The 14,511-nt window shown below is 60.8% G+C and carries 19 protein-coding genes; 9 read left to right on the top strand and 10 right to left on the bottom strand.

Features of this window, described 5'->3' with window-relative positions; genetic code table 11:
* Positions 1 to 151 precede the first annotated feature (151 nt).
* Genes J2Y86_RS07100 through J2Y86_RS07090 form a run of 3 tightly spaced genes read right to left on the bottom strand, consistent with a single transcriptional unit; the run spans position 152 to position 1,483 of the window.
* Positions 152 to 856, bottom strand: a complete 705-nt coding sequence (locus J2Y86_RS07100; RefSeq protein ID WP_253429166.1) for a YoaK family protein — start codon at positions 854 to 856, stop codon at positions 152 to 154.
* A gap of 28 nt (positions 857 to 884) precedes the next feature.
* Complete coding sequence (locus J2Y86_RS07095) at positions 885 to 1,214, bottom strand: DUF6388 family protein (RefSeq protein ID WP_253429164.1); 330 nt, start codon at positions 1,212 to 1,214, stop codon at positions 885 to 887.
* A 20-nt stretch (positions 1,215 to 1,234) separates the two neighbouring features.
* Positions 1,235 to 1,483, bottom strand: a complete 249-nt coding sequence (locus J2Y86_RS07090; RefSeq protein WP_253429162.1) for a hypothetical protein — start codon at positions 1,481 to 1,483, stop codon at positions 1,235 to 1,237.
* A 160-nt stretch (positions 1,484 to 1,643) separates the two neighbouring features.
* Between J2Y86_RS07090 and J2Y86_RS07085 the strand changes: the two genes are divergently transcribed.
* Complete coding sequence (locus J2Y86_RS07085) at positions 1,644 to 1,994, top strand: hypothetical protein (protein ID WP_253429160.1); 351 nt, start codon at positions 1,644 to 1,646, stop codon at positions 1,992 to 1,994.
* A gap of 148 nt (positions 1,995 to 2,142) precedes the next feature.
* Here J2Y86_RS07085 and J2Y86_RS07080 read toward each other — a convergent pair whose 3' ends face one another.
* Positions 2,143 to 2,568, bottom strand: a complete 426-nt coding sequence (locus J2Y86_RS07080) for a GNAT family N-acetyltransferase (protein ID WP_253429158.1) — start codon at positions 2,566 to 2,568, stop codon at positions 2,143 to 2,145.
* Between the two features lie 149 nt (positions 2,569 to 2,717).
* On the opposite strand from J2Y86_RS07080, the gene J2Y86_RS07075 reads away from it, so the two are divergent.
* Both J2Y86_RS07075 and J2Y86_RS07070 read left to right on the top strand, forming a co-directional pair.
* Positions 2,718 to 3,155, top strand: coding sequence for a hemerythrin domain-containing protein (locus J2Y86_RS07075; RefSeq protein WP_253429156.1), 438 nt, complete (start codon positions 2,718 to 2,720; stop codon positions 3,153 to 3,155).
* A 52-nt stretch (positions 3,156 to 3,207) separates the two neighbouring features.
* The gene (locus tag J2Y86_RS07070; RefSeq protein ID WP_253429154.1) at positions 3,208 to 3,795 is read left to right on the top strand and encodes an NUDIX domain-containing protein; all 588 of its coding nucleotides are present in this window, start codon (positions 3,208 to 3,210) and stop codon (positions 3,793 to 3,795) included.
* 107 nt (positions 3,796 to 3,902) lie between these two features.
* Here J2Y86_RS07070 and J2Y86_RS07065 read toward each other — a convergent pair whose 3' ends face one another.
* On the bottom strand, positions 3,903 to 4,412 hold the full coding sequence (locus J2Y86_RS07065; RefSeq protein ID WP_253429153.1) for a methylated-DNA--[protein]-cysteine S-methyltransferase: 510 nt from the start codon (positions 4,410 to 4,412) through the stop codon (positions 3,903 to 3,905).
* A gap of 149 nt (positions 4,413 to 4,561) precedes the next feature.
* Here J2Y86_RS07065 and ggt point away from each other — a divergent pair, with 149 nt between their 5' ends.
* Positions 4,562 to 6,289 (top strand): gamma-glutamyltransferase, encoded by a 1,728-nt coding sequence (gene ggt / locus J2Y86_RS07060; RefSeq protein WP_253429152.1) that lies wholly within the window; start codon positions 4,562 to 4,564, stop codon positions 6,287 to 6,289.
* Positions 6,290 to 6,358: 69 nt separating this feature from the next.
* Positions 6,359 to 6,892, top strand: coding sequence for a cysteine hydrolase family protein (locus tag J2Y86_RS07055; protein WP_253429151.1), 534 nt, complete (start codon positions 6,359 to 6,361; stop codon positions 6,890 to 6,892).
* On the opposite strand, the gene J2Y86_RS07050 is transcribed toward J2Y86_RS07055, so the two are convergent.
* Positions 6,889 to 7,248, bottom strand: a complete 360-nt coding sequence (locus tag J2Y86_RS07050; RefSeq protein WP_253429150.1) for a DUF3630 family protein — start codon at positions 7,246 to 7,248, stop codon at positions 6,889 to 6,891. The two genes, J2Y86_RS07055 and J2Y86_RS07050, sit on opposite strands and share 4 nt — an antisense overlap.
* A gap of 363 nt (positions 7,249 to 7,611) precedes the next feature.
* Here J2Y86_RS07050 and J2Y86_RS07045 point away from each other — a divergent pair, with 363 nt between their 5' ends.
* Both J2Y86_RS07045 and J2Y86_RS07040 read left to right on the top strand, forming a co-directional pair.
* Positions 7,612 to 8,718, top strand: a complete 1,107-nt coding sequence (locus tag J2Y86_RS07045) for a sterol desaturase family protein (RefSeq protein ID WP_253429149.1) — start codon at positions 7,612 to 7,614, stop codon at positions 8,716 to 8,718.
* On the top strand, positions 8,619 to 9,077 hold the full coding sequence (locus tag J2Y86_RS07040) for a GNAT family N-acetyltransferase (protein WP_253429148.1): 459 nt from the start codon (positions 8,619 to 8,621) through the stop codon (positions 9,075 to 9,077). Before J2Y86_RS07045 ends, J2Y86_RS07040 begins: the two co-directional genes overlap by 100 nt.
* A 4-nt stretch (positions 9,078 to 9,081) precedes the next feature.
* Here the strand turns inward: J2Y86_RS07040 and J2Y86_RS07035 are convergent, their stop codons facing one another.
* The 4 genes from J2Y86_RS07035 to msrA all read right to left on the bottom strand — a co-directional run bounded on the left by J2Y86_RS07035 (position 9,082) and on the right by msrA (position 11,852).
* On the bottom strand, positions 9,082 to 10,518 hold the full coding sequence (locus J2Y86_RS07035) for a M15 family metallopeptidase (protein ID WP_253429146.1): 1,437 nt from the start codon (positions 10,516 to 10,518) through the stop codon (positions 9,082 to 9,084).
* A gap of 52 nt (positions 10,519 to 10,570) precedes the next feature.
* The gene (locus tag J2Y86_RS07030) at positions 10,571 to 10,897 is read right to left on the bottom strand and encodes an NIPSNAP family protein (protein WP_253429144.1); all 327 of its coding nucleotides are present in this window, start codon (positions 10,895 to 10,897) and stop codon (positions 10,571 to 10,573) included.
* Positions 10,898 to 10,998: 101 nt separating this feature from the next.
* Entirely contained in the window at positions 10,999 to 11,286 is a 288-nt protein-coding gene (locus tag J2Y86_RS07025) for a helix-turn-helix transcriptional regulator (protein ID WP_437180653.1), read from the bottom strand.
* Between the two features lie 59 nt (positions 11,287 to 11,345).
* A complete protein-coding gene (msrA, locus tag J2Y86_RS07020) occupies positions 11,346 to 11,852 on the bottom strand; it encodes a peptide-methionine (S)-S-oxide reductase MsrA (protein WP_253429142.1) in 507 nt (168 codons plus the stop codon).
* 226 nt (positions 11,853 to 12,078) lie between these two features.
* Here msrA and J2Y86_RS07015 point away from each other — a divergent pair, with 226 nt between their 5' ends.
* Together J2Y86_RS07015 and J2Y86_RS07010 are read left to right on the top strand one after the other, a co-directional pair.
* Positions 12,079 to 12,606 (top strand): hypothetical protein, encoded by a 528-nt coding sequence (locus J2Y86_RS07015; RefSeq protein WP_253429140.1) that lies wholly within the window; start codon positions 12,079 to 12,081, stop codon positions 12,604 to 12,606.
* 484 nt (positions 12,607 to 13,090) lie between these two features.
* Positions 13,091 to 14,440 carry a GntT/GntP/DsdX family permease gene (locus J2Y86_RS07010; RefSeq protein ID WP_253429138.1) on the top strand — a complete coding sequence of 450 codons (1,350 nt, stop codon included), beginning with the start codon at positions 13,091 to 13,093 and terminating at the stop codon, positions 14,438 to 14,440.
* The last annotated feature ends 71 nt before the right edge of the window (positions 14,441 to 14,511 follow it).

Below are 14,511 nucleotides of genomic sequence, written 5' to 3'. Positions count from 1 at the left end.
GGTGGTGCGGCGAAGGGCGTTTAGCGGATGACCGTGTCGCCGCCTTCGCGAGCAAGCCCGCTCCCACATTTGACCGAGTTCCCACAGAAAAATACGGTCAAATGTGGGAGCGGGCTTGCTCGCGAAGGCGGCCTGACAGGCAACCCCATACTTAGCGCGGCATATACCCCAACTGCCAACGCCGCGGAATCTTCAGCGACAGCACCCCCAGCGCACCCGCCAGCAACCCGCTGACAAACAGCGCCTGAAGCCCGAGATGATGTTCCAGCACAGCCCCCAGCACTGCGCCGGCAAACATCCCGGTCCAGGGAATCAACTGCACCCGCCAACCGTTGCGCCGTTCGCCGAGCATCCAGCGTCCCAATCCACGGCCGAAGCGAGACAAGGCGCCCGTGACGTAGGTCAGGCCCACCGGCAGGCCATTCACTTCTTCGACCGCGGCATTGAGCATGCCCATGGCGATGATCGCTGCCAGCAGCGCCGGCAGTTGTTCGTCATAAGGCCAGGCCGCAGCCGCGCACAACAGCATGGCGATGCACAGCAACAACGGCAGCGCCCGACGCCCGCCCACACGACTGACCACAATGCCCAAGGCGTTACCGAGGATGAACGTCGCCACGAGGAGCAGCAGGCGCAACGTCAGGCCCATGTCGCCGTCGCTGATCGCCACGGCGAGGCGGGTCGTGTTGCCGCTCATGAAGGAAACGAAGTCGCCGCTGGCCATGAAGCCGATGGCGTCGGTCATGCCGGCGAGTACCGAGAGTGCGGCGACCAGCGACAGACCGATACGTCCGCGCCATTTCTGGGTGTGCAGGTGCCCCGGACTGGCGCGGGTGGTGGAGGACGAAGGCAGCATCGGTGGCGGTGTCCTTGAGCGGTGACGGTTACGGATTCAATCCATATAACTCGCAATATTCCCGCCAGTCCATCCCTGCCATTTCCGCCACTTCCCTGTGCACCTCCATACGCTGGGCCTGATAAGCCTCGGCCGTCGCGGCAGTCAGTTGCAGCGTCAGCTCCCAGGCGAACAACCCCAGGCGCTCGGCTTCGGCTTCGAACGCTTCGTGCAGACGCTCGTCGCGATACTGAGCCGCGGTTTCACCCTTGGCCTGGGCCAGCAGCGGATTGAGGTTGTCGAGTTCGTGGCGCAGTTCGGGGCGCTCATCGAGAAACTTCTGCAGCGCCTGCTCGTGTTGCTGTTCGGTTGCCGCCATGGTCGCTCCTTGAGAATGGGTTACGAAGACTGCTTCTTGCTGGCCTTGGCCGCAGCGGCCAGGCATTCGAGGGCCCACTGCTCGGGGTAGGTCATCTGGATCTGCGTGGTTTCGCCTTTGACGGTGCGTTCGCCGTCGAGGATGTAACGTATGCGCTTGTCGGTGACGCCAATTCGCTTGGCGATCCAGGAAGGTGTCTGACCGATCTGGCTGATTAGCTTGTCGGCATATTCAGCGGTCGGTTTGTAGAATTCGGCGTTAGGTGTCATGGACGTTCCAGAAAAAATGGGCCCGGAAATAGGGCGAAGCTGCGTTTGGCGCGACAGGGTGCGCGAATCGTTGCGCGGTGTCGCGGTATAAATGAAGTAAAGCAGAACGATACGCCAGCCCACGGTGATACAGTCCGCTTTTTCTTGATGAGCACATGCAATGCGAATTCTGATGGTGGCGCTGGCCGCAACGTTGCTGACGGGATGTGCCGGTTCGGCAATGAACGATGCCCGCACCGGAACCCCGTACAAAACCCTGACGTCGGACAAACCGGAAAAGGTGGTTGCCCAGTGCGTGCAGTTTTCCTGGCAGGACGAGGCGGTGTTTGGCGTTGATGCGGGCGCGTACCTGCAGCCGGGCAAGAAGGGCGGGTCGACGGTTTATACGCGTTCGGCGGAATCCTTTGTCGACATCACCGCCGATGCGTCGGGTACGGCGTTGAGTTATTACGCGCAGCATGACGACTTTGTCGCCAAGCGCCGGTTGGCGGCGCTGGCGACTTGCCTGTGATCTGATGGATTGACGCAGTATCCCTGTGGGAGCGGGCTTGCTCGCGAAAGCGGTGGTTCAGTCAATATCAATGTTTAATGACCCACCGCTTTCGCGAGCAAGCCCGCTCCCACATTTGTTCGGTGTCGATCAGGTAAATGGGGCTCGATCAGTTGAGCAGGCGCTTCTGGAAAAAGAAGCGGCTGTGCCCCGGCGGGTAGTCAACGATCTGCCCCAGTTCGCTATACCCAAGCTTCTTGTAAAACTCCGGCGCCTGAAAGTCGAAGGTGTCCAGCCAGATCCCCACGCATTCCTTCTCCCGCGCCAGGTCTTCTGCCATCTGCATCAGCCTGGAGCCGATGCCTTGTCCTCGGCCCTGTTCCGGCACCGACAGCAGTTCGATAAATAACCACTGATAGAAAAACCGCCCATACAGTCCGCCCAGGATTTCACCCTGGTCATCGCGCACCAGCAAGGCCAGCGGTTGCGCTTTGCCGTCACCCGCTTGGGCGACGTTGTAGGCCCGCAACGGTGCGAGGATCGCCTCGCGATCTTCCGGTGTCGGGTTTTGCGACAGTTCAATGCTGAGTGTCATCGGCTACATCCTTATGGCGGTGAGGCACGAGCGTATCCGGGTCGCGACGATTGTTCTATCCCCCGACAAACAGAGGAACCCTCGCCAGCGCGCAGATGTCTAGCCTTTACAGCGTCATTCCAGAAGACAGCCGATGAGGGCCACCTGCCTTGAACATTTTTGAAGCCTTGCGCGAAAGCCATGACCGCCAACGCACCTACGCGGATGCATTGATCAAGACCAGCGGCGACACCCCGGAGCGCGTGGAAGCCTACAAACAGCTCAAGTCCGAACTCCAGGCCCACGAAACCGCAGAAGAGCGGCATTTCTACATGCCATTGATGGAGTTCGACAACGGCGTCGACCTCAGCCGCCATGCGATTTCCGAACACCACGAAATGGACGAAATGATGGAAGAACTCGACGAGACCGAGATGTCCAGCCCCGCTTGGCTGGCGACCGCGAAGAAGCTCTCCGAAAAGGTCCATCACCACTTGAAAGAGGAAGAGCAGAAGTTCTTCCAGATGGCCGGTAAATTGCTCGACGACAAGCAGAAAGAAACGCTCGCCGGGCAATATGAGAAGGAATACAAGGCTCAACTGTCATGAGGGTTTTTTCGTCTAAGATGGGCGTCTTCTGACGATTTAAGGACGCCTTGTCATGCCGAACACAGCCGAGCGGGTCAACATCATCGAATCCCAGGTGTTGTCCCACGACTGGTATTTGCTGAAGAAAATCACCTTTGATTACCTGCGCAACAATGGCGAATGGCAACGCCAGACGCGCGAGGTCTACGACCGTGGCAATGGTGCGGCGATTCTGCTGTTCAACCGCGAGAAGAGAACCGTCGTGCTGACGCGGCAGTTCCGCTTGCCGGTGTTCGTCAACGGTCACGACGGTTTGCTGATCGAAGTGGCGGCGGGGTTGCTTGAAGGTGCCGCGCCGGAAGAGCGCATACGCGATGAAGCGGAAGAGGAAACCGGTTATCGCGTGCACCATGTGCAGAAGGTCTTCGAAGCCTACATGAGCCCCGGTTCGGTGACTGAAAAACTGCACTTCTTCATCGCCGAATACGATGCGTCATCGAAAGTCGGCGAGGGTGGCGGGCTGGAAGAAGAGACCGAAGAGCTGGAAGTGCTGGAGTGGTCATTCGAGGCGGCGCTCGAGGCGTTTTATCGCGGCGAAATCTGCGATGCGAAGACCATCATGCTGTTGCAGTATGCGGCGATGAAAAACATCTTCTCCTGAGCACGCAATTCTCTGTAGGAGCGAAGCTTGCTCGCGAAGGTGTGTCAGGCGACAGCAACGTTGCTGACACACCTTCGCGAGCAAGCTTCGCTCCTACATAAAGCAAATCAAAAGCCTTCGAGACGTCCAGTTTTACCTCGACCGCCTTCCAGCGTCAGCAACAACTCCTTCGCCTCCAGCCCACCCGCAAACCCCGTCAGTTTCCCCGACGCGCCGATCACCCGATGACACGGCGCAACAATCGAGATCGGGTTCTTGCCATTCGCCGCGCCCACCGCGCGAACCGCGCTCGGGTTGCCGATCTGCTCGGCAATCTGGCTATAGCTGCGGGTTTCGCCGAACGGAATGGTCAACAGTGCCTGCCACACCTTCTTCTGAAAGTCGGTCCCGGTGAAATCCAGTTCCAGGTCGAAGCGATTTCGTGTGCCGGCGAAGTATTCCGTCAGCTGTTGTCGGGCGCGAACCAGGATCGGGTTGTCCGGGGCTTCGTTCAGCGGGCCGAGCCTCACCCGGCCCGGTTTGTCGTTTTCCCAGAGGATGGCCGCCAGTCTCGAGCCGTTCGCGACCAGCTTCAATTCGCCGACCGGGGAGGCCATGGTGGTGAAGGTAAACGTCATGCCGGCGAACTCCGAAAACAGGTGTGCAGAGGGCAAGCATACTGCCTCGTCAGGGAGGCGCAATACGTAATCCCAGCCATACTGCGTACTGCTCTTGAAACGTTTTCTCTGTTTTTTTTCCGACCCTAAAAACAAAAAGAGACCGACTCATGAAGTTCGAACCTTTTGCCAAATCGCTCATCGCGACCTCCTTGGCGCTCAGCTGCCTGATGGCCCATGCGGCCTCCGTCGCGCCCGTCGCCGCCGAAAACGGCATGGTGGTCACCGCCCAGCATCTGGCCAGCCATGTGGGCGTGGATGTGCTCAAGAACGGTGGCAACGCGGTCGATGCCGCCGTTGCGGTCGGGTATGCGCTGGCGGTGGTGTATCCCGCGGCGGGTAACCTGGGTGGCGGCGGTTTCATGACCATTCAACTGGCGGACGGGCGCAAGACCTTCCTCGACTTCCGCGAAAAAGCCCCCCTGGCCGCGACGGCCGACATGTACCTCGACAAAGCGGGCAATGTCGTCCCCGACCTCAGTACCCGCGGCCACCTCGCCGTCGGCGTGCCGGGCACGGTGTCCGGCATGGAACTGGCGCTGAGCAAATACGGGACCAAACCGCGCAAGGAAGTGATCGCCCCGGCCATCAAGCTCGCTGAAGACGGTTTCACGCTGGAGCAGGGCGATGTCGATTTGCTGGAATACGCCACCGACGTGTTCAAGAAGGACATCAAGGATTCCGGCGCGATTTTCCTGAGCAACGGCGAGCCGATGCAGGTCGGGCAGAAACTCGTCCAGAAAGACCTGGGCAAGACCCTGCGGGAAATTTCCGAAAAAGGTGCCGACGGTTTCTATAAGGGCTGGGTGGCCGATGCCATCGTCACCTCCAGCCAGGCCAACAAGGGCATCATCACTCAGGCCGACCTCGACAAATACAAGACCCGCGAACTGGCACCGATCGAGTGTGACTATCGCGGCTACCACGTGGTCTCGGCACCGCCGCCAAGCTCCGGCGGCGTGGTCATCTGCGAGATCATGAACATCCTCGACGGCTACCCGATGAAGGACCTGGGTTACCACTCGGCGCAGGGCATGCACTATCAGATCGAAGCCATGCGCCACGCGTATGTGGACCGCAACAGCTACCTCGGCGACCCGGACTTCGTGAAGAACCCGATCGCGCATCTGCTGGATAAAAACTACGCGACCAAAATCCGCGCCGCCATCAACCCACAGAAGGCTGCTGTGTCCAGCGAGCTCAAACCCGGGGTCGCGCCGCACGAAGGCAGCAACACCACCCATTACTCGATCGTCGACAAATGGGGCAACGCGGTCTCGGTGACCTACACCTTGAACGACTGGTTCGGCGCCGGCGTCATGGCCAGCAAGACCGGGGTCATCCTTAACGACGAAATGGACGACTTCACCTCGAAAATCGGCGTGCCGAACATGTACGGCCTGGTGCAGGGGGAGGCCAACGCCATCGCGCCCGGCAAGGCACCGCTGTCGTCCATGAGCCCGACGATCGTCACCAAGGATGGCAAAGTCGTGATGGTGGTCGGCACGCCGGGTGGCAGTCGCATCATCACCGCGACCTTGCTGACCATCCTCAACGTGATCGACTACGGCATGAACATCCAGGAAGCGGTGGATGCGCCGCGTTTCCACCAGCAGTGGTTGCCGGAAGAGACCAACCTGGAGACGTTCACCACCAGCCCGGACACGGTGAAGCTGCTCGAAAGCTGGGGGCATAAGTTCGCCGGGCCGCAGGATGCCAACCATATCGCGGCGATTCTGGTCGGCGCGCCGTCGCTGGACGGGAAGCCCGTGGGCAAGAACCGCTTCTACGGCGCGAACGATCCGCGTCGCAACACCGGGTTGTCGCTGGGTTACTAAAGGTTGTGTTTGCCGGGGGGCGGATTTATTTTCTGTCCCCTGGCTCACCGACAGATCAAGGAAGGAACCATGACCACCGCACTGTTAATCATCGACGTCCAGCAAGCGCTTTGCTCGGGTGAATACGAGTGCTTCGAGATTGCGCGTGTCATCGACAACATCAACGGCCTCAGCACTCGCGCCCGAAAGGCCGGGATTCCGGTGGTGCTGATCCAGCATGAGGAAGAGGGCAGTCCGCTGGCGTATAACGCTAACGGCTGGCAACTGGCTGCAGGGCTGGATGTTTCGCCCAAGGATGAGCGTGTACGCAAGACCACACCGGATTCGTTCTACCAGACCAACCTGCAAAAGCTGCTGCCGCTGCCGGATTTCGAACGGCTGGTCATCTGCGGCCTGCAAACCGACTATTGCGTCAACGCCACCGTGCGTCAGGCGCTGAAACTGGGGTACGACGTGGTGCTGGCGGCTGACGCTCACTCCACGGTCGACAACGGAAACCTCGCCGCCGAAGACATCATTGCCGAGCACAACAAGGACCTGGGGCATTTGACCGGTTCGGTGGCGCGGATCGACGTGACGCCCGCGGCGGACATCACCTTCTAGCGCCAGTGCCAGAACCGTTTTTTCACAGGAACCTGGCTTGTCGGCGATGGCGCATTCAAGGGCGCCACCGCTGGCAACTCAACCGCCTGCAATTGCTGCACCAGCGCCTGGAAACGCGCCGATGCCACCCAGTCGGGATCGGCGTCGTCCACCAGCAGCATGATCCCCAGGTAATGTTCCAGGTGCAGCGTGATGACCTGTCCCTCGGCCTCCAGATCCCAATAACGCTGGTCCAGCCCGCTGGCCTGTACGACCCACGTCCCGTCGAGTGCTTGCCTCAATTCATCGGCGATCCGGTCGAACAGCGCCCGGTCGGATGTGTCGGACAGGTAGATTGTTGATGCGGGTTCGGTCATGTCGGCCTCCGGAAAGTCCCGTGACTTTACGCCAGCCACAAAACCTGTGGCGAGGGTGATGCTGTTCACTTAAGCGCTGGAGCCCACATTTGTGGCGAGGAGATTTAGCGAAACGTCGCACAGCCCCGTTCGGCTGCGAAGCAGTCGTGAGTCCGGACAACTCAGTTTTGTTTGAATGGACGCAGGGGGCCGCTTCGCGACCCAACGGGGATAAATCCCCTCGCCACAAAATTGCAGTGACAAGGGAGCTTGCCCTTACTCCGAAAGGGAAGTGCAGCGCCCGGAACTGCAACTACACTTAAGAACCGTTCTCGGTTACGGTGTGGTTGGTAATGCCCTTGGTTTGATGGAGGCGAGCCCGTCGTGGATGCTCTTGCGCTGCTCTATAACGGCCTGACGGAATGGGTGATCGAGCCTGTCATCCGTCAGTTCCTGAGCCTTTTCGATCTGAATGGGCGCATGGGGTTACTGTTTCTGTTCACGTCTTACAGCATCGCCTACGCTCTGTTCCGGTTCAGAAAGCTTCGAGGTCTCACCGACGCACGATCCTTCGGCCAGTTTATCGGCGGGCGTCGCGTGTATTTCCATCGTTCGGCGTTGCTCGATTACCGCTACTACTTTGTGCGCGCGGTCCTGAAAGTCGCGCTGGTGTTGCCCATTGTCGGCCTGGTCGATCCGCTCGTCCTGCGTTCCGGCGACTACATCGCCTTTTTTACCAACCTGTGGGGCGCGCGGGTGCAAGTGCAGGAAAACCTGTCACTGTCCTTGCTCTACGGCCTCGGCGTTTTCCTGGTGAAAGACTTCATGGCCTACTGGGCGCATCGCGCCTTCCATTCTCGATGGCTCTGGGCCTTTCACAAAGTCCATCATTCGGCGCCCGTGCTCGTGCCGGCGACGGCCAGCCGGGTTCATTTCGTCGAGAAGATAGTCGAGAAGCTGTCGACGATTATCGGCATCGGCGCCTATGCCGGCCTCTTCTGGTACGCCTGTGGTGGCGAGATCAGCCGCTACTCGCTGTTTGGCGTGACCTGGCTGGTGTTCATCCTCAATGCGCTGGCGGCCAACCTGCGTCACAGCCACGTCTGGCTGTCGTTCGGTCCCGCGCTCGAACATGTGCTGAACAGCCCGGCCCAGCACCAGATCCACCACAGCGACGCACCGCAACATTTCAACCGCAATTTCGGCATCAACCTGTCACTGTGGGACTGGATGTTCGGTACGCTCTACGTCACCACGTCGAAGCCTGAAGCCCTGCGGTTCGGCACCGGTGAACAGGATCACGACAGGTACCTGACGGTCTACAGCCTGATCGTCACGCCGTTTATCGACATCGCCCGACACACCACTGCTGCCTCACGGAGACCCCTCTCATGGATGTCCAGGTCCATCGCGCCGACGCCACCCACCTCGATAACATCGCCAGTCTGTTCGACGCCTATCGAGGTTTCTACGGTCAACCCTCAAACCTGACGCAATCCCGTGACTTCATCGCCGAGCGCATCGCCCGCGATGAGTCGGTGATCTTCTTCGCCCAGGACGCCACGGGCGAAGCGTTGGGTTTCGTCCAGTTGTTCCCGACTTTTTCCTCCATCGTCGCGCATCGCACCTGGCTGCTCGGCGACCTGTTCACCGCGCCCGCCGCCCGAGGCCGCGGGGTCGGGACGCAACTGATGAACACCGCGCGGTCCTTCGCATTGCTGACCGGCGCGAAAGGCATGACGCTGGAAACGGCCACGGACAATCACCAGGCACAGCGCTTGTATGAATCCCTGGGTTACGTGCGTGACACGGGTTACTACACCTATTGCCTCGATTTGAAGCAGGGTTGATGCCTCACCGTTCCGGGAGATTCCAGCGTTCGCGCAGGTGTTCGTATTGCGCCTCGGGCATTTGCACCAGCAGGGGTGACTGGCGAGGATCGAGCCAGTCGAAAAAACGGGAAATGTCCGCCTGATCCATGGCCGTGCAGCCCGCCGTCGGCGAGGTGGGGCCACGCCAGATGTGGAAGAAAATGCACGAGCCCGAGGCGGGGGACGCCGGCGTGTTGTGCTCGATGACGATGCCTTTGCGATAGCCTTCTTCGCTGCGCATGCGTTCGGCGCTGTTCCAGTCCTTCGCGATCTTCGAGCCGTCGACCAGTTCGTTGTAGCGAGTCGAATGGCTGTCGTCCACGCATTCGATGGTCGGCGTCAGGGCGAGGTAAGGCAGTTTCGTTTCGGCCGTGGGGTCGTAGCCAAACGCCATGCCGAGCTTGAACACCCCGGCCGGTGCTTTGCCGTCACCTTCACGTTTGAGCGGACCGTCGTATGGCTCTGCATCGCTCAAACCCTTGCCCCAGGCCATGCCGTTTTTGCCGACCACGACCGCAAACGCATTACCCGATTTTCGAAAGGTCTTGCCGTCCCGCTCATAGCGTTGGGCGGTGCCCTGGATGTCGCCCCAGTTTTTGCTGGTGACCACAATCAGCTGATGGCTGGCTGTGAGCGCGTCGCTGACGCTGAGCGGTGTAATCGGAAAATCCATCACCTCGTTCGGCGCGCCGGCGGCTGCGTAAGTGAAGTGCCACCACTCTTTCGAGTACCCGGAAAACCCTTCTTTTTCCATCGCGCGGCTTAGCCGCTGACGATTGTCCTTCGCGGTCGCGTTGATCGTCGGGTTGGCGGTATGCGTCCGCTCATCGAAGCAATCGAAACCGGTGCCCATGTCGAGCGCGCCGTCGTGCCAGCGCTGGGCATAGGGCGCTGTGCAATCGACCTGCGCCGCCGAGGGTGACCAGGTTGCGGCGGGCATTGCTTTCGGGCCGGTGAGTGTCAGATCGACGGTCGAGCCGCGGGAGTGATTCGACACTCGTGCCACATACCCCAGGCGCCAGAAGTCCTGCTTGTCCACGCGCGGGTAGAACTCGGCCTTGCGCGGGTCGTCCGGGACGGAAGCGAAGCGCCCCATATCGGCGACTGCACGACTGGGCCGATAACAGTCGAACACCTTCAAGCCATAGCCTTGCGCCTGCAATGACGCCTGCACCCGGGCCAGCGCTTTAGCCGCGTCCAGCGTCATCAGGCACTCGGCGGCGGCATACCCGTCGAGTGGGTGACCGGTGAAGTTGTGGGCGCTGGCGTAGCGGATGTCCTGCTCGATGGTGGGGTCGATCGTGCGCAGATAGACCATGTGTTCGGGGCGTGGCTCGGCGCTGGTCATGGCGGGGATGACGAGGGTCAGGAGCAGCAGTGATTGCAGCGAGAGGCGGGCGATTTTGCCGGGACGGTTCATACGTAGTCTCCAAGACCTCTGGCTGCATTCATGCAGACGTCGCGGGCCGGCATCAGGCTGGCTGTTGAGCCGCGTCACCAAACACCGGCCTGAAAAATGACCGCTCATAACTGAGAATGCATTTTGTCTCTTCAGCGAACTTGAACGCCGCGATGCACTCGGGATCTTTCATCGAGTCCTGTCGATAACGCTCGTACGCGGCAAGGCTTGGAAAGCTGAACATTGCCATGGCGATATTGTTTGCGCCTTCGGACGGCAGGAAGTAGCCGTGATGCTGGCCGCCGAATTTTTCAACGAGTGGAATCCACAACTTTCCGTAGTGTTCGAACGCTTCGATCTGGTACGGGTCAAGCACGTATTTCAGGTAGCAAGTGATCACGTTTTTGCTCTCTCAGGGTGGAAGGTCAGGTCATTTGAAGTGCGTCGTCGGACTCGCTTTGCTGCACGTGCGCTGTCACCAGGGGACGCTCCTCAACGGCATCACGCTTGAGCCATTCGGCGGGGCGAGCCCACCACGTTAACGAAGGTTCTGGAGAAAGACGCTTGCGAACTGTACCCGACCGACGCAGCGATGACTTTGATTTGAACGCCGTCGCGAAGCAAGTCCTGGACGACTTTCATTCGCCACGCGGTGACGTAGCCCATCGGTGGGACCTCCATGATCCGGGTGAAGCACGCCGAGAATTTCGAGCGGGACATGTGGGCCAGCGCTGCCAGTTTTTCCACGGTCCAGGCGGCCTCGGGCTCTTGGTGAATGCGGTTGAACACGGCGCCAAGGGGGCATGAAACAACAGAGGCGGCTCATTCGAGCCGCCTCTGGTTCGTGACTACCCGCGCACGGGCAATTTCCAGTTTGGCCGTATGAAGTGACAGGTATAGCCGTCGGGCAGGCGTTCGAGGTAGTCCTGGTGTTCCGGTTCGGCCTCCCAGAACGGTCCGGCCGGGGTGATTTCGGTGACCACTTTGCCTGGCCAGAGGCCAGACGCTTCGACGTCGGCCACGGTGTCTTCGGCAACCGCCCTCTGCTCGGCGCTGAGGTAGAAGAGGGCAGAGCGGTAGCTGGCACCGACATCGTTGCCCTGGCGATTGGGGGTCGTCGGGTCATGGATCTGGAAGAAAAACTCGAGGATCTGGCGGTAGCTGATCTGCTGCGGGTCGAACACGATTTCGATCGCTTCCGCGTGGTTACCGTGGTTGCGATAGGTCGCATTCGGCACATCGCCTCCTGAGTAACCCACCCGCGTGGACAGCACGCCGGGATAGCGCCGCAGCAGATCCTGCATGCCCCAGAAGCAACCACCGGCCAGAATGGCGGTTTCGGTTTGTGTCGTCATGGACGGTCATTCCCCTCAAAGTATTGGCACGCTACTGATTGCCGATCGGGCTGTTGAACTGGTCGGAGTAGCTGCCGTCCATCAGCGAGGATGCCACCCGATCCGATCCTATGCCACTGCGGGAGTATGCAAGACGAGCAGCACCGACATGATCCGTACCATCGGCGGCGACGGCCCCGGCGCCAACGTGATCGGCGCCATCTGAGGCGACGGCTCCTGCGCCAACGTGATCAGCGCCATCGGCAGCGACGGCTCCGGCACCAACGTGATCGGCGCCATCCGCTGCGACGGCACCGGCACCAACGTGATCGGCGCCATCGGCGGCAACAGCTCCGGCACCGACGTGATCAGCGCCATCCGCTGCGACGGCACCGGCGCCAACGTGATCGGCGCCATCGGCGGCAACAGCCCCGGCACCAACGTGATCAGCGCCATCGGCGGCGACGGCTCCGGCGCCAACGTGATCGGCACCATCGGCGGCGACGGCTCCGGCACCGACGTGATCAGCGCCATCGGCGGCAACAGCCCCGGCACCGACGTGATCAGCGCCATCGGCGGCGACGGCTCCGGCACCGACGTGATCAGCGCCATCCGCTGCGACGGCCCCGGCACCGACGTGATCCGCGCCATCCGCTGCGACGGCCCCGGCACCGACGTGATCCGCGCCATCGGCGGCGACGGCTCCGGCACCGACGTGATCAGCGCCATCCGAGGCCAGGGCTCGTGCCTCTGCAGCCCAGACACCGGGGGTTAGCGCTGTTGTAGCCAGCACCAATAAAACGCCTGAAAAGAGTTTGTTTTTCATGATGCTCTCCACCCATCAGCCATGAAGCCATTGAGCACGACCAGTCATCTGATGCTGGACGGCACGACACGTGGGGCCAGGCTGATTACATTTGCGATTGGCACGGGCGCGCTTTCCCACGCACGGGTGTCGACGGATTTTCCTGTCACAGAGAAGAGGAACTGAAGAAGTATAAGTCTCCGGTGGCGATTGATCCGAACCGGTGACCACCGGTGCGGATACCGAACCTGTTATGCCTGAAAACCGGGCACAAACAGCGCAAGCGCGATGAAAATCCGACTGACCCAATTTCAAAAACCACGACCCTCCATACCTCTACGCGACAACCCTTATCCCTCTACGAAAATTACTTTCGCCTCGTTTGAAAATCGCGTCTCGAAATGTTTTATGAGTTTCACAACCCATTCGACGTGACCCTTTCGAGGAGTACCGCATGACCCTGTCCTTCGGCTATTGGCTGCTGGTGTATGCCGCCATCGCCATCATCGCCCTGATCGTTCTGATCGCCCGTTACCGGCTCAATCCCTTCATCGTCATCACCCTGGTCTCCATCGGCCTGGCGCTGCTGGCCGGCATGCCGCCGTCCGGGGTGGTCGGTGCCTACGAGGCCGGCGTCGGCAAGACTCTGGGGCACATTGCGCTGGTGGTGGCGCTGGGCACGATGCTCGGCAAGATGATGGCCGAGTCCGGCGGCGCCGAGCAGGTGGCGCGAACCCTGATCGACCGTTTCGGCGAGAAGAACGCGCACTGGGCGATGGTCTGCATCGCGTTCCTGGTCGGGCTGCCGCTGTTCTTCGAGGTCGGTTTTGTGTTGCTGGTGCCGATCGCCTTTACCGTGGCGCGGCGCGTCGGCGTGTCGATCCTGATGGTCGGTTTGCCGATGGTCGCCGGGCTCTCGGTGGTGCATGCCCTGGTGCCGCCGCACCCGGCGGCGATGCTCGCAGTGCAGGTGTATGGGGCGTCGGTCGGGCAGACCTTGATGTACGCGATTCTGATCGGCATTCCGACCGCGATCATCGCCGGTCCGCTGTACGCCAAGTTCATCGTGCCGCGCATTCAGCTGCCGGCGGAAAACCCGCTGGAGCGGCAGTTCCTCGAGCGCGAACCACGCGACAGCCTGCCGGGCTTCGGCATCACCATGGCGACCATTCTGTTGCCGGTGGTGCTGATGCTGATCGGTGGCTGGGCCAACCTGATTTCCACGCCGGGCAGCGGCTTCAATCAGTTTTTGCTGTTCATCGGCAACTCGGTGATCGCGCTATTGCTGGCGACTTTGCTGAGTTTCTGGACCCTCGGCATCGCCCAGGGCTTCAACCGCGAATCGATCCTCAAGTTCACCAACGAATGCCTGGCGCCGACCGCCAGCATCACCCTGCTGGTCGGTGCCGGCGGCGGGTTGAACCGGATCCTGGTGGACGCCGGGGTCACTGACCAGATCGTCAGCCTGGCCCACGAATTTCACCTGTCGCCGCTGCTCATGGGTTGGCTGTTCGCGGCGCTGATGCGCATCGCCACCGGCTCCGCCACCGTGGCCATGACCACCGCGTCGGGGATTGTGGCGCCGGTGGCCATTGGTCTGGGCTATCCGCATCCGGAGTTGCTGGTGCTGGCGACGGGCGCGGGGTCGGTTATCTTTTCCCACGTCAACGACGGCGGCTTCTGGTTGATCAAGGAATACTTCAACATGAGCGTCGCCCAGACCTTCAAGACCTGGACCGTGCTGGAGACCATCATTTCGGTGGTCGCCTTCGCGCTGACTGTGGGTCTTTCTTACCTGATCTAGCTCGAACCCTCCGATCGCTCTCCAGTTTCATGCTCATGGTCACTCATTGGGCGCGTCATCGTGCGCGCCGG

The sequence above is a fragment of the Pseudomonas migulae genome (assembly GCF_024169315.1).
In the GTDB taxonomy this organism is placed as follows: Bacteria; Pseudomonadota; Gammaproteobacteria; order Pseudomonadales; family Pseudomonadaceae; genus Aquipseudomonas; species Aquipseudomonas migulae_B.
This window is presented reverse-complemented; position numbering and strand designations above follow the sequence as displayed.

What these genes read in the sequence shown, in the direction of transcription:
- ggt (WP_253429152.1), top strand. Translation starts at nt 4,562, where the DNA reads ATGAAGTTCGAACCTTTTGCCAAATCGCTCATCGCGACCTCCTTGGCG.
- J2Y86_RS07065 (WP_253429153.1), bottom strand. Translation starts at nt 4,412, where the DNA reads ATGACGTTTACCTTCACCACCATGGCCTCCCCGGTCGGCGAATTGAAG.
- J2Y86_RS07055 (WP_253429151.1), top strand. Translation starts at nt 6,359, where the DNA reads ATGACCACCGCACTGTTAATCATCGACGTCCAGCAAGCGCTTTGCTCG.
- J2Y86_RS07010 (WP_253429138.1), top strand. Translation starts at nt 13,091, where the DNA reads ATGACCCTGTCCTTCGGCTATTGGCTGCTGGTGTATGCCGCCATCGCC.
- J2Y86_RS07080 (WP_253429158.1), bottom strand. Translation starts at nt 2,568, where the DNA reads ATGACACTCAGCATTGAACTGTCGCAAAACCCGACACCGGAAGATCGC.
- J2Y86_RS07095 (WP_253429164.1), bottom strand. Translation starts at nt 1,214, where the DNA reads ATGGCGGCAACCGAACAGCAACACGAGCAGGCGCTGCAGAAGTTTCTC.
- J2Y86_RS07040 (WP_253429148.1), top strand. Translation starts at nt 8,619, where the DNA reads ATGGATGTCCAGGTCCATCGCGCCGACGCCACCCACCTCGATAACATC.
- J2Y86_RS07050 (WP_253429150.1), bottom strand. Translation starts at nt 7,248, where the DNA reads ATGACCGAACCCGCATCAACAATCTACCTGTCCGACACATCCGACCGG.
- J2Y86_RS07035 (WP_253429146.1), bottom strand. Translation starts at nt 10,518, where the DNA reads ATGAACCGTCCCGGCAAAATCGCCCGCCTCTCGCTGCAATCACTGCTG.
- J2Y86_RS07070 (WP_253429154.1), top strand. Translation starts at nt 3,208, where the DNA reads ATGCCGAACACAGCCGAGCGGGTCAACATCATCGAATCCCAGGTGTTG.
- J2Y86_RS07090 (WP_253429162.1), bottom strand. Translation starts at nt 1,483, where the DNA reads ATGACACCTAACGCCGAATTCTACAAACCGACCGCTGAATATGCCGAC.
- J2Y86_RS07085 (WP_253429160.1), top strand. Translation starts at nt 1,644, where the DNA reads ATGCGAATTCTGATGGTGGCGCTGGCCGCAACGTTGCTGACGGGATGT.
- J2Y86_RS07100 (WP_253429166.1), bottom strand. Translation starts at nt 856, where the DNA reads ATGCTGCCTTCGTCCTCCACCACCCGCGCCAGTCCGGGGCACCTGCAC.
- msrA (WP_253429142.1), bottom strand. Translation starts at nt 11,852, where the DNA reads ATGACGACACAAACCGAAACCGCCATTCTGGCCGGTGGTTGCTTCTGG.